Annotated in this window: 15 protein-coding genes; 7 read left to right on the plus strand and 8 right to left on the minus strand. The window is 61.6% G+C overall.

The genetic code is table 11. From position 1 onward, the window contains the following. Positions 1-192 precede the first annotated feature (192 nt). Genes BLQ09_RS30445 through BLQ09_RS30455 form a run of 3 tightly spaced genes read left to right on the plus strand, consistent with a single transcriptional unit; the run spans position 193 to position 3,758 of the window. A complete protein-coding gene (locus tag BLQ09_RS30445) occupies positions 193-852 on the plus strand; it encodes a paraquat-inducible protein A (protein WP_027606960.1) in 660 nt (219 codons plus the stop codon). Then, the gene (locus tag BLQ09_RS30450; RefSeq protein WP_027606959.1) at positions 839-1,462 is read left to right on the plus strand and encodes a paraquat-inducible protein A; all 624 of its coding nucleotides are present in this window, start codon (positions 839-841) and stop codon (positions 1,460-1,462) included. The genes BLQ09_RS30445 and BLQ09_RS30450 overlap by 14 nt, the downstream gene beginning before the upstream one ends. Further along, entirely contained in the window at positions 1,455-3,758 is a 2,304-nt protein-coding gene (locus BLQ09_RS30455) for a PqiB family protein (RefSeq protein ID WP_092359772.1), read from the plus strand. Before BLQ09_RS30450 ends, BLQ09_RS30455 begins: the two co-directional genes overlap by 8 nt. A 61-nt stretch (positions 3,759-3,819) precedes the next feature. On the opposite strand, the gene mksF is transcribed toward BLQ09_RS30455, so the two are convergent. The 3 genes from mksF to mksB are packed head-to-tail and all read right to left on the minus strand — an operon-like array spanning position 3,820 to position 8,631. Continuing rightward, on the minus strand, positions 3,820-6,660 hold the full coding sequence (gene mksF, locus BLQ09_RS30460; RefSeq protein ID WP_092359775.1) for an Mks condensin complex protein MksF: 2,841 nt from the start codon (positions 6,658-6,660) through the stop codon (positions 3,820-3,822). After that, a complete protein-coding gene (mksE, locus tag BLQ09_RS30465; protein WP_027606956.1) occupies positions 6,657-7,364 on the minus strand; it encodes an Mks condensin complex protein MksE in 708 nt (235 codons plus the stop codon). Before mksE ends, mksF begins: the two co-directional genes overlap by 4 nt. Beyond that, the gene (gene mksB / locus BLQ09_RS30470; RefSeq protein ID WP_027606955.1) at positions 7,354-8,631 is read right to left on the minus strand and encodes an Mks condensin complex protein MksB; all 1,278 of its coding nucleotides are present in this window, start codon (positions 8,629-8,631) and stop codon (positions 7,354-7,356) included. The genes mksE and mksB overlap by 11 nt, the downstream gene beginning before the upstream one ends. Before the next feature lie 187 nt (positions 8,632-8,818). Between mksB and BLQ09_RS30475 the strand changes: the two genes are divergently transcribed. Further along, on the plus strand, positions 8,819-9,562 hold the full coding sequence (locus tag BLQ09_RS30475) for an energy transducer TonB (protein WP_092359777.1): 744 nt from the start codon (positions 8,819-8,821) through the stop codon (positions 9,560-9,562). Further along, entirely contained in the window at positions 9,555-10,007 is a 453-nt protein-coding gene (gene rimI / locus BLQ09_RS30480) for a ribosomal protein S18-alanine N-acetyltransferase (RefSeq protein ID WP_003188286.1), read from the plus strand. Before BLQ09_RS30475 ends, rimI begins: the two co-directional genes overlap by 8 nt. Before the next feature lie 60 nt (positions 10,008-10,067). Here rimI and BLQ09_RS30485 read toward each other — a convergent pair whose 3' ends face one another. Beyond that, positions 10,068-10,472 (minus strand): serine kinase/phosphatase, encoded by a 405-nt coding sequence (locus BLQ09_RS30485; protein ID WP_092359779.1) that lies wholly within the window; start codon positions 10,470-10,472, stop codon positions 10,068-10,070. A gap of 151 nt (positions 10,473-10,623) precedes the next feature. Between BLQ09_RS30485 and can the strand changes: the two genes are divergently transcribed. Beyond that, positions 10,624-11,268 (plus strand): carbonate dehydratase, encoded by a 645-nt coding sequence (gene can / locus BLQ09_RS30490; RefSeq protein ID WP_003188288.1) that lies wholly within the window; start codon positions 10,624-10,626, stop codon positions 11,266-11,268. Here the strand turns inward: can and BLQ09_RS30495 are convergent. The 4 genes from BLQ09_RS30495 to BLQ09_RS30510 all read right to left on the minus strand — a co-directional run bounded on the left by BLQ09_RS30495 (position 11,265) and on the right by BLQ09_RS30510 (position 16,473). Continuing rightward, the gene (locus BLQ09_RS30495; RefSeq protein WP_092359781.1) at positions 11,265-11,777 is read right to left on the minus strand and encodes an SET domain-containing protein-lysine N-methyltransferase; all 513 of its coding nucleotides are present in this window, start codon (positions 11,775-11,777) and stop codon (positions 11,265-11,267) included. The genes can and BLQ09_RS30495 overlap by 4 nt on opposite strands. Positions 11,778-11,921: 144 nt before the next feature. Beyond that, positions 11,922-13,091 (minus strand): hypothetical protein, encoded by a 1,170-nt coding sequence (locus tag BLQ09_RS30500; protein WP_027606951.1) that lies wholly within the window; start codon positions 13,089-13,091, stop codon positions 11,922-11,924. A 121-nt stretch (positions 13,092-13,212) separates the two neighbouring features. Then, on the minus strand, positions 13,213-14,913 hold the full coding sequence (locus BLQ09_RS30505) for an acid phosphatase (protein WP_027606950.1): 1,701 nt from the start codon (positions 14,911-14,913) through the stop codon (positions 13,213-13,215). A gap of 141 nt (positions 14,914-15,054) precedes the next feature. Then, the gene (locus BLQ09_RS30510; protein WP_027606949.1) at positions 15,055-16,473 is read right to left on the minus strand and encodes a short-chain fatty acid transporter; all 1,419 of its coding nucleotides are present in this window, start codon (positions 16,471-16,473) and stop codon (positions 15,055-15,057) included. Positions 16,474-16,658: 185 nt separating this feature from the next. On the opposite strand from BLQ09_RS30510, the gene BLQ09_RS30515 reads away from it, so the two are divergent. Then, positions 16,659-17,948 (plus strand): MFS transporter, encoded by a 1,290-nt coding sequence (locus BLQ09_RS30515; RefSeq protein WP_027606948.1) that lies wholly within the window; start codon positions 16,659-16,661, stop codon positions 17,946-17,948. Position 17,949 lies beyond the last annotated feature (1 nt).

Below are 17,949 nucleotides of genomic sequence, written 5' to 3' on the forward strand. Positions count from 1 at the left end.
GTGTGGGGTTTCCCCATGTGAGAGTAGGTCATCGTCAAGATTAAATTCCGAAACCCCATTTGCGAAAGCAGATGGGGTTTTGTTTTGGGCGCTCGAAAAGTGCGCAAAGATGCACGACAAATTTGCACAGTTATTTCTGAACCAGACCACTAGAATAGGCACCTAACCTTTTTTAGAGTCAGAGCCCTATCTATGCCGGATCCGGTTGATGCCCTTGAGGTGTCGGATTTACCACTGGACAACTTGGTGGCATGCCATGAGTGCGACTTGCTGATGCGCAAACCCATGCTCGCCCTCGGTGAAAAAGCCCAATGCCCGCGTTGCGGTTATGAACTCTACGCTCACCGCCATAATGTCGTTGAGCGCAGCCTCGCCCTGGTACTCGCCGCGCTGTTGCTGTACGTCCCGGCGAACTTTCTGCCCATCATGCAGCTCAATCTGCTCGGGCAGTCCTCAGAGGACACTGTGTGGAGTGGCGTAGTCGGTCTATTCGATACCGGGATGCAAGGCGTCGCCGCCGTGGTGTTCCTATGCAGCATGGGTATTCCGCTGCTCAAGCTGCTTTGCCAGCTGGTGGTGCTGCTCAGTATTCGTTGGAAGATCGGCCGTAGTTACGGCCTGCTGCTGTACCGCATTTACCACCATATGAAAGATTGGGGAATGTTGGAGGTCTACTTGATGGGCGTACTGGTGGCGATCGTGAAACTCGCCGACATGGCCTCAATCACCATCGGCCTGGGTCTGGTCTGCTTTGTCAGCCTATTAATGGTTCAGGTTCTGCTTGAGGTGGTGATGTCGCCGCACCAGATCTGGCAAGCACTGTCAGGAGAGGATGATCATGCGGGCGATTGATGCGGGCATTCTGATTTGTACTGAATGCCACGAGCTGAACAAACAAGAGCCTGACACCGATGAGCAAACCTGCACGCGATGCGGTGCGCTGATCCATGCCCGTCGCCCCAACAGCCTCACCCGTACCTGGGCCTTGCTGATCACGGCGGCCATTCTGTATATCCCCGCCAATCTGTTGCCGATCATGACCGTCAATTCCCTCGGCCAGGGCGAGCCCAGCACCATCATGGCCGGAGTCATCCAACTGGTGCAGCACGGCATGTTCCCGATTGCGGCTGTGGTGTTCATCGCCAGCATCCTGGTGCCGACGTTCAAGCTGGTGGGCATTGGCCTTTTACTGTTCTCGGTTCAGCGTCACCAACCGCTTTCCGCGCAGCAACGCATTATCATGTACCGCTTTATCGAATTCATTGGCCGCTGGTCCATGCTGGATATCTTCGTGATCGCCATCCTGGTGGCGGTCGTAAACTTCGGGCGGCTTGCCAGCGTCGAGGCCAACCTTGGTGCTGCAGCGTTCGCCAGTGTGGTGATCTTGACGATGCTTGCCGCAGTAACTTTTGATCCCCGACTGATTTGGGATAACACGGAGTCGGACGACGACCATGAGTGATTTGCCTAAAGCTAAAACCCGCCCGGCCTCCAACTGGTCAGCCATTTGGGTTCTTCCCCTGATTGCCTTGATCATCGGTGGTTGGCTGGGGTGGCGTGCCTATTCCCAGCAGGGTATTGAGATCCAGGTGCGCTTTGAAAGCGGCGAAGGCATCCAGGCCAACAAAACCGAAGTGGTCTACAAAGGCATGTCCGTGGGTAAGGTCAAGACCCTTGCCCTTGACGACGAGGGCAATAATCGCGGGGTGATTGCCACCATTGAGATGAACAAGGATGTCGAGCAATACCTCAAGACCAACACGCGTTTCTGGCTGGTCAAGCCCAGTGTCAGTCTTGCCGGTATCACCGGCCTGGAAACCCTGGTCTCGGGTAACTACATCGCCGCCAGCCCCGGTGACGGTGAGCCCACACGCAAATTCAAGGCGCTCTCCGAAGAGCCGCCTTTGTCCGACGCCAAGCCTGGCCTGCATCTGACCATCAAGGCCGACCGCCTCGGCTCGCTCAACCGTGGCAGTCCGGTGTTCTATAAGCAGATACAGGTCGGCCAGGTCAAAAGCTACTTGCTCTCCGAAGACCAGAGCACCGTCGAGATCAAGGTCTACATTGAGCCGACCTACGCTCACCTTGTGCGCAAGCACACCCGTTTCTGGAACGCCAGCGGCATCAGCATCGATGCCAATCTCTCCGGCGTGAAGGTGCGCAGCGAATCCCTCTCCAGTATCGTCGCCGGCGGCATTGCCTTCGCCACGCCGGAGAATCGCAAGGACAGCCCGCCGACCGATCCGAGCCTGCCGTTCCGCCTGTACGAAGACTTCGACGCAGCCGCTGCCGGTATCAAGGCCAAGGTCAAGCTCACGGACTTCGAAGGCCTGCAGGCCGGGCGTACACCGGTGATGTACAAAGGCATTCAGGTGGGCAGCCTGAAAACCTTGAAGATCGACCCGGACCTGTCCAGCGCCAACGCCGAGCTGACCCTCGACCCCTTGGCCGAAGACTACCTGGTTCAGGACACCCAGTTCTGGGTGGTCAAACCTTCCATCTCGCTGGCCGGCATTACCGGCCTGGAAGCCCTGGTCAAAGGTAATTACATCGCCATTCGTCCTGGTGACAAAGGCAGCGCCCCGCAGCGCGAATTCGTCGCCCGCGCAAAGGCGCCGCCGCTGGACCTGCGTTCCCCTGGCCTGCACATGGTGCTGTTCACCGACAACCTCGGCTCCCTGGATGTCGGCAGCCCGATCCTCTACAAACAGGTCAAGGTCGGCTCGGTGCAGAGCTACCAGTTCTCGCGCAAGAACAAGCAACTGGTGATCGGCGTTCATATCGAGAAGGAATACGAAAACCTGGTTAACGGTTCGACACGTTTCTGGAATGCCAGCGGCGTGACCCTGACCGGCGGCCTTACCGGTGGTATCCAGGTGAAGAGTGAGTCCCTGGCCAGCCTGATGGCCGGCGGTATTGCCTTCGAAACGCCGCAGCCGAACGTACCGCTGAAAAAGCGCATTCCACGTTTCCGTTTGTTTGCCGACCGTGAGGCGGCCAATCAGCATGGCACCCTGGTGACCATCAAGGTCGAGCGTGCTGACGGTATGCGTCCAGGCACACCGGTACGTTTCAAAGGCCTGGATGTCGGTAAGATCGAGAGCGTGGACCTCAGTGCCGATATGCAATCGGTGTTGCTCAGTGCACGTATTACCCAAGTAGCGGACCGCATCGCGCGCGTCGGCAGCCAGTTCTGGGTGGTCAAGCCAGAGCTGGGCCTGATGAAAACCTCCAACCTGGAAACCCTGGTCACCGGGCAATACATCGAGGTGCAGCCGGCTGCGAAAAACGCCGGTCCGCAGAAGAGCTTCGTCGCACTGGGCCAACCCCCTGAAGCTGTCCGTCAGGAGGCTGGCCTGAGCCTGACACTCAGCGCCGCACGCCGTGGCTCGTTGAAAGAAGGTGTACCGGTGACCTACCGTGAAGTCACCGTGGGCAAAGTCACCGGCTACGAGTTGGGCCAGACCGCCGATCGGGTGCTGATCCACATCCTCATCGAGCCCAAGTACGCACCGCTGGTACGCAGTGGCAGCCGCTTCTGGAACACCAGCGGCTTTGGCCTCGACTTCGGTCTGTTCAAGGGCGCGACGGTGCGCACCGAATCCCTGGAGACGCTGGTGGCCGGCGGTATCGCCTTTGCCACGCCAGACGGCGAGCGCATGGGCAACGCCGCGCGGCCGCAGCAAACCTTCCCGCTGTTCGACAAATTCGAAGAGGAATGGCTGACCTGGGCACCGAAAATCCCACTCGGCAAATAAAGCTACAAAAAAAGGCCGCGATCCAATGGATCGCGGCCTTTTTGCATTTCAGCGCAAAACGTCAGACCTCATCCAGCTCCGGTTCATCCGCCTGCACATTCACTGTCGCCTTCACCACATCATGGCGACGGATGTACTTCCAGTCCGCCTCATCGATGTAGATCCCGTTCGGCCCGCTGCCGCCTTCCAGGTCGATTGCCACCTGGGCAGACACCTGCGGCTTCACACTGGCGAGGATCGGCACGAAGCCCAGCTGCAAACTGGTTTCCAGCAACGCCGCCTGGTTCTTCTCATCGATATCCGCTGCTTCGTCGAGGTAGTACGGCAAGCGCACACGCCCGGCCTGGTCACGGTCCATCAAGTGCAGCAACAAGTACATGTTGGTCAGCGCCTTGATGGTCATGGTGGTGCCGTTGGACGCCGCGCCATCGATGTCGGTGTGGGTCACCGGCTGGCCGTGCACCTTGGTGATTTCGAAGGCCAGCTCGAACAGGTCCTTGAGGCCCAACTGGTTATGGTTGGCGGCCACCAGGCGGGCCAGGTATTCCTTGGCCTCTTCGTTCTTGTTGTCCTGCTCGGCACTTTGGCTGAGGTCGAACACCGACAGGGTTTCGCCTTCTTCGTACTGGCCAGCACTGTGGATGATCTGGTCGATATGCTTGAGGGCTTCCTTGTTCGGCGCGAGTACGATGCGGAAGCTCTGCAGGTTGGACACCTGACGCTTGTTGATCTCGCGGTTGAACAGCGCCAGCTGGTGTTCCAGGCTGTCGTAGTCGCTGCGGATATTACGCAGGGTTCGCGCAATGTCAGTGACCGCCGCGCGGCGCGCCTTGCCCAGTGTCAGCGCCTCATCGGTGCGGTGCGCATAAGCGTTGATCAACAATTGCAGACGACGCTCTACATCATCCTCGCTGTCGAACTTGGCCACGCCCTTGAGGCGCACCTGAGCATACAGCGCCTCGATCTGGCCATCGGCACGCAGCAGGCCCTGCCAGCTGTCCTGATAGTCATTGAGCAGCGGCAGCAGGTTATCCATGGAGTCATCGACCGGGTCCATGAACGGCGTGCCGAACGGCAAGTCGGCCGGCAACAGCTGCCTGCGGCGCAAGGCGTCATCCAGCGTACGTTGCTTGGCTTCCATATCGCCGATCTGGCGGCCCACCAGTTGCAGCTTGGCGGACAGTTGCTGGACGCGCTCGGTGAACGCATCGCTGGAACGTTTCAATTCATCCTGGGCCGCTTCCATCTGTGCCAGGTTTTCCAGTTTTTCGCCTTCTTCGGCACTCAGGGTTTGCGCGCGACGGAAGTCTTCCAGCGCCTTTTGCGCGTCCAGCACCTGCTGGTACAGCGCTTCGGTCTGGGTCTTGCTCGCCGCGCGGTCGGAGGCCACGGCCTGCTGGGTTTTCAGCTGCTTGAGTTCTTTCTCCAGGCGTTCCTTTTGGTCGCGCAACGCCGCGCGATCCGCCAGGGCCTGCAGCGCCGGTGGTTCGATGTGGGAGATGTCGATGGACAGCCCCGGCACTTCAAAGCGCTCGCCCTTGAAGCCATCGAGGATCTGCTCCAGGGATTTGACCCACTGGCCGTCCTCGTCCAGGGTGATGCCGTGTTCACCTAATGGCAGGCTGAACAACGAGCTGTTGAACAGGCGCATCAGGCGCTCGACGTCCTGCTGCGAAAACTCTTCGCGCAGCTTGGCGTAGCTGTTGTTATCCGCGTGATCAAGCTGCTGCTTGACCGACTTCAAGCGTTTTTCCAGGTCACGCAGACGCTCGTCCAGATCCTCGGCGCTGAACTGCCGCGACTGCGCCAGGGCGCCCGCCAGTTCATCGTGAGCATCCTTGGCCGCCAGCAGTTGCTGCTCCAGGACCTTGACGTCATCCACCAGGGCAAAGCGATGCTTGAGCACCGACAGCTCGCCCAGCCAACGCTGGATGCCGCTGATTTCCCGCTCCAGGCGCATCAGCTCCTGGGTGCCGCCACGCTGGTCGTTCTGCAGTGCGTCCTGCTCGTTGCGGTAGTGCTCGGCCTGGATGGTCAGCTCTTCCTTGCGCGCACTGGCATAGTCCGACCAGGTGCCGAGCAGCGAATCCAGCAGCGGCGACAGGCGATGCAGCTTGCCGCGCAGTACGTCGCGCTGGCGAACGCCGTTGGCCAGGGCTTCCACCAGCGGGCCGGCTGCGACCAGGGAATTGTAGTCCTGCTCCATACGTCGTACGTCGCGGAAGGCTTCTTCGCACGCTGCGATGTAATCCACACTGCCCGAACGCAGGCTGTGCTCGAACGCATCGAGGAACAGCTGCTTGAGCTTGGCCGCGGTGATTTCGCGCATGTGCAGCAGGTTGATAAACAACGCGCGGAAGGTTTTCAGGCTTTGCTCACTGGTGGAGCGCAGCGGGATCAGGGTCAGGTCCAGCGGGATCGACGTATGACCACCCACCAGCAAACGGCGCAGTTCATCCGGCTTGAGTTCGTAGGCTTTCAGGCCTTCGCGCTCAAGGTTGGTGAACAGCTCCTTCTGACGCAGGCAGGTGTCGTTTTTCTGATAGTGGGCCAGGTCCAGCTTGCCGGCGTAGGCAAAGAACTGGTGCCCGAAACCGCCGCCCGGGCCGCGCCCGACCACGCCGATTACGTGGGGGCCATGGGGCAGGGAGACTTCCACCAGGATGTAGCTGGTGTCGGTGGCGAAGTAGAAGCGTCGCGATTGCTCCAGGGTGTACTTGCCGAAACTCATGTCCGACATGCGCGCCAGGATCGGGAACTGCAAGGCGTTGATCGACGCGGATTTACCCAGGTTGTTGGCGCCATACACCGACAGCGGTTCTTCCAGCGGGAACAAGCCCAAGCTGTAGCCGGCGGTGTTCAATAGGGCGAAGCGGCGGATGCCGTAGCGTTCCTTGCTCATGCGTCGGTCTCCTGTTCTTCGGCAATGGCGCGGGCCAGGGCGTCTTCTTCGCTTTCTTCCGCGAAGTCACTCAAGTCCAGCGGGTCATCGGTCTTCAGCAGCTTCTCATCGCTGTCTTCGTCGATGATCACCGGTGCCGGCAACGGCAACACGCTGTGCACGCTGGCCGCGAGGTCACGGTCTTGCTGCACCGACAGGCACACGTCGAGGAAGCGGTGCATCGGTGGCAGGAAGCGGTAGATGCCGTTGTCTTCGCTGGCAAAACCCAGCTGGGTCATGCGGCGCATGATCTTTTCTTCGAGTTCTTCCTGGGTCTGCACTTCGGCCTGGATAAACAGGTCGCGGTACTTTTCCAGCAGGGACGGCAGTTCATCGCGACCGAGGCTGCCACCGTCGAGCACGGCGATCGGGTCGCGGCCCTGGTCGGCCAGGTGCTCGACAATGATGAAGGTGAACAACGCCAGACGCTGGGCGGTCTTGTTGACCTGCGCACTGGCAATCGCGGAGTCCGGCACGAAGTAGTAGAAGCCACGGGTATCGCACACCAGCTCAAAGCCCAGGGCCTTGAACAGCGTGCGGTACTGGTCCTGGAAGTTCGACAGTTGCGCGTACAGCTCGGGGTCGCGGCGGCTGACGTGGTAACCCTTGAACAGCTCGCGAAAGATCGGCGCCAGCTGGGACAGTTCGGATAGATCAAGATGCATGAGGTGTACTCGCAGAATGCTCGGCGGCGTCGGTGCCGGCCGGGAGCAGGGCGAATGAGCGCAGGCTGACCTGGTGCTCGTGTGTGTGGTAGTCGCGGCGTTCCAGGCGCTCGCGCTTGAAGCGTTTCTCCCGCGAGAGCCGCGAGAACCAGTACAGCAATTCGTCGGTGGCACCGTCCGGTTCCTGCTCCAGCAGCCAGGTCATCAGGTCCGGCATCGGCAGCGCGTCTTCGCAGCGCTCGAGCATTTCCTTGACCGTCCGCGGTGCGCGCTGGGCTTCGCCCTTGTGGGACTTGTGCGCCTTGGGGAACCGGGCCGGTTTCGGCTCGAAGTTCGCCAGGGCATACACATAGGCTTCGACCTGGCTGGCACTGCCGAGGAAGGTGCTTTGCGGTCGGGTAAACATCGGCATCGCCGCCTGCGGCACCGCGTCCAGGCCTTTACGGCGGATGGCCGACAGCGCCAGCGCCGCACCGCGGGTCACGGCGTTGTGCCGACGCGCTTCTTCGCGCAGCGGCAACAGCAGCTCGCGGGCATGCCGCAAGGTCAACTGGGCGCTGGTCTGCATTTCGAGGATGCGCGCGTGGGTGCGCAGCAGCATGTCGTCGTCCACCAGGTGGCCGAGGCGCTGTTGCTCGGTGAGCATGCGCAGCAGCACGTTTTCCACTTTGCGCACGCCTTGCTCGAAGGCACCGTCGGCGTTCACCAGCTGGATCATCGGTTCGACGTACTCGTCCCAGGTTGCCAGGACTTCAGCATAACGCTGGCGCAGCGGGATCTGCCGGTCGCTGGTCTTGGCACGGTCGGCCACGGCCGCGAGGGCCTGTTCGTCGTTGGCGAGTTTTTTCAGTACGTCGCGTACGCGCATGTCCAGCAGGCGCAGTTGGCGGGCCAGGTCGTGGCCATCACGAATGTCGAAGGCATCCTGGATATAACCGGCCAGGCGCTCCAGATGGCGCAGGTAGGCTTCGATCTCCAGGCACAGGCCAAGCCGGTGCTCCTTGCGAAGATAAGCCAGGAAGTCGTGGATCTGCGCGTTGAGCTCGAAACGGTTCGGGCTCTTGGCGACAGGCACCAGGATATCCAGGCGAATCCACACGTCCAGCAGGCTGGTGATGTCCTGGGGCGTGCTGTCCAGTTGTTGGGCGGCCAGTTGTGCGCGCAGCTCGCCGAGGCTCAGGGTGCCTTGGTCGAAGTGTTCGCACAGTGGCTCAAGTAAGGCCCAGTGTTCGGCGAGGGCGCGCAGGACGCGCTTGGGTTCGATCATGGGAATGGCCGGCTGGTTGGCGATTAAAAGTCGCGATTGTACTGCATCAGGCGCGGGATTTATCCACAGCCGGTCAGTGCACAGTGGGCGATTGTTACCGAACAGCGGTAGAATCCCCGCTCTTTACTTATCCACAAGTGGCCGAGCTGTGCTTATCGAGTCCCGACGTCGCGCTTACTTGACCGCCATGCAGGTGGTCAACTGGCTGCCCCGCACCGAACTGCCGTTCGCCGCCCCGTCGCGGCCCGAGCTGTTAGCGGCGCTTGAGCCCTATGAGGCGTTCGAGGTTTCGGGGGAGGAGGCGGCTGCACCGGTGGCCGTGGTCAAACCCGTACTGGAAGCTCGTCCTGCGGTTGAACGCGTCAAGGTCGAGGTGCCGCGCCCGGGGCCAATGGCCAAGCCCGTGGTGGCCGAAGCGGCTGCGCCGGTTGCCAAGGCCCCCGTGGTGCCGCCGCCACGTTTTGCCCTGCAGTTATTGCGGGCCGGGCGTTGCCTGCTATTGGTGGAGTTACCCACCGGCGAGCGCTTCCAGACCCGCGACCCCGCCTACATGCTGCTCAAGGACATGCTGCGCGCCGCCGGCCTGCCCGACAGCCCGCAAATCGTCGGCGACCCGGTCAGTTGGCCGCTGCTGGTACGCGGCACCATGAACCAGGGCCCGGAAGCGGCGCGGGATTTCGTGCAAGGCTTCGTCTCGGCACGCCTGGAGGACGAACCCTGCGTGTGCCTGTGGCTGATCGGCCTGCCCGCCGTACGATTTGCCGGTGAAGCGAACGCAGAAGCCTGGTACCGCGAACTGCAGGTCGAGGGCCTGGGTTCTGTATGGGCCCTGCCGGGCCTGGAATTATTAATGGAAGAGCCACAGCGTAAGGCTGATGTCTGGCAAGCCATGCGCCGGCTGATGGCGCGCTGGAAAACAACCGATGAGTGAGGCTTTATCCTTCCGCCCGATGACCGAGGCCGACCTCGACGCCGTGCTGAAAATCGAATACGCGGCGTTCAGCCATCCCTGGACCCGCGGGATCTTTCTCGACGGCCTGGGCAAGTACCAGATCTGGCTGATGTTCGAAGGCGAGCAGCAGGTAGGTCACGGCGTGGTACAGATCATCCTCGATGAAGCGCATTTGCTGAACATCACCGTCAAGCCGGAAAACCAGGGCCGTGGCCTGGGCCTGGCACTGCTGGAACACCTGATGTCCCGCGCCTATGCCGCCAACGCGCGGGAATGCTTCCTGGAAGTGCGCGACAGCAATACCGGCGCGTTCCGCCTGTATGAGCGCTATGGCTTCAACGAGATTGGGCGTCGTCGGGACTATTACCCAGCCGTGGGGGGGCGTGAGGATGCAGTCGTGATGGCCTGTACCCTGGTCGATTAAACACACAAGCCAACGTGGCAGGGGGCAGGTCGCCCCTCCCACATTTGGATTTGCGCAGTGTCAGCGGTTTCCGTCCACCGGGTCCAGATCAGCCAGTTCCGCTTCATCCAGGCCATTGCCGCCGCCAATGTCATCTTCATCGACAATGCTCAGGTCAAAATCCGCCGGGTTGTCTTCGCCCGCCTCCCGAGCCTCCCGCGCACCGTCTTCATGGATCAGGGTTTCCGGGCTCATGTCATCATCGGTCGACTCATGATCCGCCGTTGAAGCCCCGGTCAGTCCGGCCTCGCGCACCCGTTCTTCGGGGATCAGGTGCTCGCGCTCGCGACGAGGTATTTCATCACCGATCTCCGCCGTCGGCTCGTCTTCGTCAAAATCCAGCTCGCGCATCGAGCCCATGCGGTCTTCGTTGTCGTCAATCGGTTCGGGCTGTGCAGCGCCGTAGGGACGTCGTGATTCAGTCATGGCCAATCCTCATACTGTGGGGCTTATAGTGTGTGGACAGGCATGGCCCCCCAAGATTCAAGTAATTGCCCGCCGGCTATCTTTATGATCGGCGTGACCCGGACGGGCGGTCGTCTGTCAAAGCTGCGCATCATTCCTGAGGCTTTCCCTGATGAACGAACTACAAGACCTGCTTGATAACAACGAACGCTGGGCGGATGCGATCAAACAGGAAGATCCCGAATTCTTCGCCAAGCTCGCCCGCCAGCAGACCCCTGAATACCTGTGGATCGGTTGTTCCGATGCGCGGGTACCGGCCAACGAGATCGTCGGCATGCTGCCCGGTGATCTGTTCGTACACCGCAACGTGGCCAACGTGGTGCTGCATACAGACCTCAATTGCCTGTCGGTGATCCAGTACGCGGTCGATGTGCTCAAGGTCAAACATATCCTTGTCACCGGCCACTATGGCTGCGGCGGCGTGCGCGCCTCGATGCAGGACCGCCAGTTCGGCCTGATCGACGGCTGGCTGCGCACCATCCGCGATCTCTACTACGAAAACCGTGACGTGCTGGCCCAACTGCCGACCGAAGAGGAGCGTGTGGACCGCATGTGCGAGCTGAACGTGATCCAGCAGGTGGCCAACGTCGGCCACACCAGCATTGTGCAAAATGCCTGGCACCGTGGGCAGAGCCTGTCGATCCACGGTTGCATCTACGGCATCAAGGACGGCCGTTGGAAGAGCTTGAACACCACCATCAGTGGCTTCGAGCAACTGCCGCCGCAGTATCGCCTGCGTCCGCTGGGCGAAGCCTAAGGCCGTTTGCGTTCGCGCCAATGGGTCATGAACGCCTGGCCCTCGGCGTTCAAACACTCTGTGCTGCCGGTGATCCAGCCCCGGCAGTTCAGCTCGCCGCATTGGCAGGCGAACTGTCGGAACAAGGTGTCCTCGGTACTGGCGTAGTCCAGGGTCAGCGGGGCGCCGGCGGGGATGGGCTGTACGGTCCAGAGTTCCAGGTAAGTGGTGTCGAAAAACACATTCGGGTTGCAGGAGTGTCGCAGCAGGCCGCAGAACCAGCTGTCATACAGGTGGATGCGGGCCGACAGCTGCAGCGTACGTGGGCGTCGCTCGTTCACGGCGTAACCGGACACCCGGGCAGTGCGCACGCGGCCGTCAAAATCCACGCGAGCCCTGACGCCGCCGCCGTCGCGCTCAACCTTAAAGTGCTTGGCCGAAGGGTAGCCCTGTTCAACGAGCAGTGTCTTGAACGGGTACAAACCATCACCCACAACGGTTTTAGCCTGGTCCATGGCTTGAGTTTTCATAACTCTCCTTGGTTAGGCTGCATCGACCTGCGGGTGGTGGCTGACTACCAGTCTTGCAGCGGATGGGCCCGGCTCAAGACTCGCTGAACGTGGAGCCGATTTCTACTGTCAACTTTGACAGTAGAAATCGGATTTTTTTGCTGTCTACAGCGCAGGCGCCGTGATGCTGGGGGCGGGTGCTGCGTTTTTCAGCTGCTTGAGCTGCGTCTTGATCGAAGGCGTGGCGCATTTGGCGTTCGCCTGTTCCGGCGTCAGGTTGCGCACCGAGGTGTAGAACAATTCGCAGGTCTGCTCTTTGCGCGTGACCTGCCAGGTGTTCATGCAGGCCTTGAGCAGTACATTCGGATCGCTCGCGGGCTTCTGGCCCATTCCGGCCTGCCAGCAGGCGGCGCTCAAGTCCTGGCCCATCACTTTCAAGCCGGCTTCGTCGGCTTTCTGCTCGTTACCGTCATAGGTGTCCGGGCTGGCCGCGTACCAGATGTAGCTGGGGTGGTTGGCGCCCAGCACCGAGACGGTCCTGCCCGCGGCAGGGCTGATCTGCGCCAGGCCCAGCACACCCACGGTCTGCCCGTATTGCTGCTTGATCCAACTGCGCACCGGCGCGCCGAACGCGACCATTGGCAGCGAGCCGTTGGGGTGCAGGCTCAGTTCGCTGACCATGCGGGTCTGGTAGTCGGTGAAGTAGCCGTAGACGTTCTCCAGGTCCTTGCCCGCATTGGAAGGGGCGGCGATGGGGGCGATATCGATGATGGTCTGGTAGGCCGGGGTTTCGGTGGCCGGCACGCCGTTATCGGTGAGCAGGCTGGCCCAGCGGTCGGTGGTGGCCGACTCCAGGTAATCCTGGGCCTGGGTCAGCGAATAATCCGGCGGGAAATGCAGCAACTCGATGCTCTTGCGGTTTTCCAGGGCCATGCCCAGTGGCAGGAACAGGTACCAGTTGTACGCCCACTTGCCGTCGCTGTTGAGTCTGCTCGCGCCCTGGTAGGCCAGGTCAGCGGTATTGAGCAGCGCGGTCAGGGGCTGGCCGTAACTGTCGGGTACACCGCTGAAGGTCGCGGCGAGCTGCCCTTCATGGTTCTTGACGCTGACCTTGGCTCGGCTGTAGCCATCGCGCTGCAGGCTTTGGTTCAGGTAGTGCTCGGCGGTCTGCTCCAGCGTCCATGGCCGAAAGCAGATCACATTGCAGTTATTGGGGTAAGCGAACAACTGGGTCACCCGTTGAGTGCTGCCCAACGGTACTTCGATGTCGGCGTGTACGACCGCACTGGCCATCAGTGCGGCCAGGGTGAAGGACAACCTGGTCGGTTTGAACATACTTGATTCCTTGTCAGCGAAAGCCCGTCTGCGCGGGGTGAAAGCCCACCTCCTCACAGTAGCGGTTGGCCAGGAAAACCGCGTGCTAAATCGCCAGGCATGTCGCTATTGGATAAGCGTCCTACACGCTGAACTGCAACGCGTTGCTCAAATCCCCCATGGGTTTCTGACCCCGGGCAATCATGGCGTCATCGCGTTGCTTGAGCCCGTCCAGGGTCTCCAGCTGGAAGACCCGCGTAATCAAGCGCAGGATCGACGCGGTGTCGTACACCGTATGGTCCACGGTGCCTTTACGCGCGAAGGGCGAGACCACCAGCGCCGGGACCCGCGTGCCTGGGCCCCAGCGGTCGCCTTTGGGCGGGGCGACGTGGTCCCACCAGCCGCCGTTTTCATCGACGGTCACCACCACCACCATGTTTTTCCATTGCGGGCTTTCCTGCAGCACCTTCAAGGCGCGGACGATGTGGCGGTCGCCCGACGCCACGTCAGCGTAACCGGCGTGCATATTCAGGTTGCCCTGGGGCTTGTAGAAACTCACCGCCGGCAGCTTGCCGGCCTGGGCATCGGCGAAGAATTTATTGGTGCTCGCCTCATCGCCCAAACCGCCATCGCGCAGGCGCTTGTCACGCTCGGCACGGTTCTCGGGGCCCTGCTGCTTGAAATAGTTGAACGGCTGGTGGTGGTACTGGAAGTTGGGGATCTTCGGAATGCCGCCCGAATCCTTGAACTGGTCCAGCGTCGCCTGCCACGCCCCGGCGTACCACGCCCAGTCGACGTTCTTTTTCGACAGCTTGTCGCCGATATGTTCGTGGGTTTGCGGCACCAGCACGTTGGGCAGGTCGGCTTTTGCGTAGTCCGGGTTTTCCGGGTCACGAATCCAGGTCGGCCAATACGGCGGCGCCAGGGTGTTCACGCCGTAGCCGTCCGGGGTCAGCGCGCTGGGGCCGAACTGTGGCGGGCCGGTCATGGCGCTCGCCGGGGATTTATCCAGCGGTTTGAGACGCGGGTCGGTGGGGTCATCGCTTTGCAGCGTGGCGATCTGCGCCTTGGCCACCGACTGCGCGGCATTCGGGTAGAACGGCGCGGTGGCGCTGATCAGGTATTGATGGTTGAGGAACGAGCCACCAAACGCGCCCTGGAAGAAGTTATCGCAGAGCACAAACTCCTTGGCGACATCCCACAGGCGCAGGGAATAACGGCTCTGGGCGTAATGGCCCATGACCAGGCCGCCGGCGTCGGCCCAGGCGACGAAACCGTCGTTCTTGCCGCCGTTGATCTGCATCTGGTTCTGGTAGAACACGTGCCACAAGTCGCGGGTGACCAGGCTCAACGGCAGGTCTTCGGCGTTCGGGCCCTTGAGGGCGAACGGGGCGTTGGGCAGGTTTTCCTGGAATTGCACTTCGCTGGGGTAAGTCACCCCGTCCACGCTTTGCGGGCCCACTTGCAGCACACCGCCCCAGGCCGGGGGCAGGGTGGTCAACAGGCTGCCGTCGCGGTCGCGTTGCTGTGTGTCGGCGGCGGAAAGCGCCGACAGCGGTTTCTCAACGCCTGGGAAGTCCGCAAACAGATTGTTGAAGCTGCGGTTCTCGGCATAGATCACCACCACGGTCTTCACCTGGTCGTGCAAGGCCTTGTCCAGCTCCTGGGGCGTGAGTGGCCGCGCCACCGGCTTGCCCGGCGCCTCACCGCCATTGCCGCAGGCACTCAAGGTCGCGCCAACCCCCAACACCGCCGCGCCCCCCAGGAAGCGCCGACGGCCGGTGTCTACCGGCGGTTGGGCCATGGCATCAGGGGAAGGGCGGTCTTCGTGATCATCACTCATTGCGGGGAGTCCTTGCTGGCGAGATGTTGCAAGATATTTCGCAGGACGGTAGCAATGCAATGTGACGGAATTAAGGCAGCTGCAAGCTATGAGCCTCAAGCTTCACGCTTCAAGCTTGAGGCTTGAGGCTTGCAACTGATCCTACGGCATGACGGGCGGCAAATACTTCAATGTCGTCCCCAGCGCCCACAGCAGGAACAGCACCAACGGTGTGTGCACCAGCAGCTGCACAAACGAAAACCCGATCAAATCCCGCGCCTTCAACCCCAGCACTCCCAGCAACGGCAGCATGTAGAACGGGTTGATCAGGTTCGGCAGCGCCTCGGCCGCGTTGTAGATCTGCACCGCCCAGCCCAGGTGGTATTGCAGGTCATTGGCCACTTGCATCACATAAGGCGCTTCGATGATCCACTTGCCGCCGCCAGACGGGATAAAGAAGCCCAGCACCGCCGAGTACACGCCCATCAGCAGTGCATACGTGTCGTGGGAGGCGATGGACGTGAAGAAGGTCGAGATATGGTGCGCCAGGGTCTGGCCGTCGCCGCCCTTGACCACGGTCATCAGCGCCGCAATCGAGCCGTACAGCGGGAACTGGATCAACACGCCGGTGGTGGTCGGCACTGCACGGGCCACCGCATCGAGGAAACTGCGCGGGCGCCAGTGGAGCAGGGCACCGACCATGATGAACAGGAAGTTGTAGGTATTCAGCCCCGAAATCGCGCTGATCGCCGGCTTGGTCGAGAACTCATGGAACAACCAGCCCGCCGCCAGCAATGCCAGCAGAATGGTCAGCAACGGGCTGTGTTCCAACCATTCGCCGGGGCGACCCGGTGGTTGCAGCTTGGGCAGGTTGAAGGCCGGGTCGACGCCACAGGCCTTGGCGTCACGGGCGCTGTTGGGGCCGGGCGCGGTGGCGTAGGCGATGATCAGCGACACCACGATCAGTGCCAGCAACAGCACACCGGATTGCCACAGGAAGATGGTGTCGGTAAACGGGATCACCCCGGTGATCGACAGGATCGACGGCGGCAAGCTGGCCGGGTTGGCCTGCAATTGTGCGGCTGACGACGACAGCCCCAGCGCCCACACCGCGCCCAACCCAAGATAGGCCGCCGCACCTGCAGCACGGTAGTCCATGCGCAAATCCGTACGGCGGGCCAGCGCACGCACCAGCAAGCCACCGAACACCAGGGACAGGCCCCAGTTGAGCAATGACGCCACCATAGAGATCAACGCGACCCACGCCACGGCGGAGCGGCCGTTCTTCGGGATGCGTGCCAGACGGTCGATCAGCTTGACCGCCGGTGGCGAGCTGGCGACCACGTAGCCACCGATCACCACGAAGGCCATCTGCATGGTGAACGGGATCAGGCTCCAGAACCCGTCGCCAAAGGCCTTGGCGGCTTCGGTCGGCGCGGCGCCCATGCCCAGGGTCGCCACGGCGACGATGATCACGGCGAGGGCGGCGAACACCCAGGAGTCCGGAAACCAGCGCTCGGCAAAGTTCGAGCAGCGCAGGGCAAAGCGGGCATAGCGGCTTTCTTCGATAGCATCGGCCACGAGTCTTTCCTCTTGTAGTTATTATGGTGTCGGCAATTTTTCGGCATGTTCCTCCACGGCCATTGATATGGGAATGCAGTTATCTTCATCGATCCATGAGGAAAACAAATATATCTGCCGCGATTGCCATCAACCGGCTCAGCTCATAACCTGCACGCCATTTTGTTTGTCTGCCGAGCCTCAACATGACTGCCACCTCTGTGCCACAGGCGCAGCGTTTTTCCCGCTCCGACTACAAAACCCTGGGCCTGGCCGCCCTGGGTGGCGCCTTGGAAATCTACGACTTCATTATCTTCGTGTTCTTTGCGCTGACCCTCAGCCAACTGTTCTTCCCGCCGGAAATGCCCGAGTGGCTGCGCCTGCTGCAAAGCTTCGGCATCTTCGTCACCGGTTACCTGGCGCGCCCGTTGGGCGGCATCCTGATGGCGCACTTCGCCGATCACCTGGGGCGCAAGCGTGTGTTCAGCCTGAGCATCCTGATGATGGCGTTGCCGTGCCTGCTGATCGGGATCATGCCCACCTACGCGCAGATCGGTTATTTCGCCCCGCTGATCCTGCTGGTGCTGCGCGTGCTGCAAGGTGCGGCGGTGGGCGGTGAAGTACCCAGCGCCTGGACCTTCGTCGCCGAACACGCACCGCGCAACCATCGTGGTTATGCCCTGGGCTTCCTGCAAGCCGGCCTGACCTTCGGCTACCTGCTCGGTGCGCTGACTGCCACGCTGCTGGCACAGGTCTTCACCCCGGCCGAAATCCTCGACTATGCCTGGCGCTTCCCCTTCCTGCTTGGCGGTGTGTTCGGCGTGATCGGCGTGTGGCTGCGGCGCTGGCTCAGCGAAACCCCGGTCTTCCTCGAAATGCAGGCCCGCCGCCAGGCCGCCGCCGAACTGCCGCTGCGCACCGTACTGCGTGACCATCGCGCCGTACTGTTGCCGGCGATGATCCTCACCTGCGTGCTAACCTCCGCCGTAGTGGTATTGGTGGTCATCACCCCGACCATGATGCAGAAAACCTTCGGCATGAGCCCCAGCCACACCTTTGCCTTGAGCGCCCTGGGCATCGTCTTCCTGAACATCGGCTGCGTCCTCGCCGGCCTGCTGGTGGACCGCATCGGTGCCTGGCGCGCGGTGCTGGTCTACAGCCTGCTGCTGCCGGTGGGTATTTTCCTGCTGTACGCCAGCCTGATCAGCGGCGGCATCTGGCTTGGCGCGGCGTACGCGCTGGCGGGCTTGAGTTGCGGGGTGGTGGGCGCGGTGCCGTCGGTGATGGTCGGCCTGTTTCCGGCGCAGGTGCGGGTGTCGGGTATTTCCTTCACCTACAACATCGCTTACGCACTGTGGGCGAGTACCACGCCGCTGATGCTGATCGCGCTGATGCCGACCAGCCCGTGGATTTGCGTGGGGTATTGCGTGGTGATGGGCGCGGTGGGGGTGGTGTGTGTGGCGCTGTTTGGCAAGCGCCACACCCTGGTTGGATGAA

The sequence above is a fragment of the Pseudomonas sp. NFACC25 genome (assembly GCF_900100935.1).
In the GTDB taxonomy this organism is placed as follows: domain Bacteria; phylum Pseudomonadota; class Gammaproteobacteria; order Pseudomonadales; family Pseudomonadaceae; genus Aquipseudomonas; species Aquipseudomonas marginalis.

Excerpts from the sequence above, each read along its gene's own strand:
- BLQ09_RS30485 (WP_092359779.1), bottom strand. The coding sequence starts at position 10,472 with ATGACTGAATCACGACGTCCCTACGGCGCTGCACAGCCCGAACCGATT.
- BLQ09_RS30505 (WP_027606950.1), bottom strand. The coding sequence starts at position 14,913 with ATGAGTGATGATCACGAAGACCGCCCTTCCCCTGATGCCATGGCCCAA.
- BLQ09_RS30500 (WP_027606951.1), bottom strand. The coding sequence starts at position 13,091 with ATGTTCAAACCGACCAGGTTGTCCTTCACCCTGGCCGCACTGATGGCC.
- BLQ09_RS30450 (WP_027606959.1), top strand. The coding sequence starts at position 839 with ATGCGGGCGATTGATGCGGGCATTCTGATTTGTACTGAATGCCACGAG.
- BLQ09_RS30445 (WP_027606960.1), top strand. The coding sequence starts at position 193 with ATGCCGGATCCGGTTGATGCCCTTGAGGTGTCGGATTTACCACTGGAC.
- mksE (WP_027606956.1), bottom strand. The coding sequence starts at position 7,364 with ATGCATCTTGATCTATCCGAACTGTCCCAGCTGGCGCCGATCTTTCGC.
- BLQ09_RS30455 (WP_092359772.1), top strand. The coding sequence starts at position 1,455 with ATGAGTGATTTGCCTAAAGCTAAAACCCGCCCGGCCTCCAACTGGTCA.
- BLQ09_RS30515 (WP_027606948.1), top strand. The coding sequence starts at position 16,659 with ATGACTGCCACCTCTGTGCCACAGGCGCAGCGTTTTTCCCGCTCCGAC.
- can (WP_003188288.1), top strand. The coding sequence starts at position 10,624 with ATGAACGAACTACAAGACCTGCTTGATAACAACGAACGCTGGGCGGAT.
- mksF (WP_092359775.1), bottom strand. The coding sequence starts at position 6,660 with ATGAGCAAGGAACGCTACGGCATCCGCCGCTTCGCCCTATTGAACACC.
- BLQ09_RS30495 (WP_092359781.1), bottom strand. The coding sequence starts at position 11,777 with ATGAAAACTCAAGCCATGGACCAGGCTAAAACCGTTGTGGGTGATGGT.
- BLQ09_RS30475 (WP_092359777.1), top strand. The coding sequence starts at position 8,819 with ATGCAGGTGGTCAACTGGCTGCCCCGCACCGAACTGCCGTTCGCCGCC.
- rimI (WP_003188286.1), top strand. The coding sequence starts at position 9,555 with ATGAGTGAGGCTTTATCCTTCCGCCCGATGACCGAGGCCGACCTCGAC.
- mksB (WP_027606955.1), bottom strand. The coding sequence starts at position 8,631 with ATGATCGAACCCAAGCGCGTCCTGCGCGCCCTCGCCGAACACTGGGCC.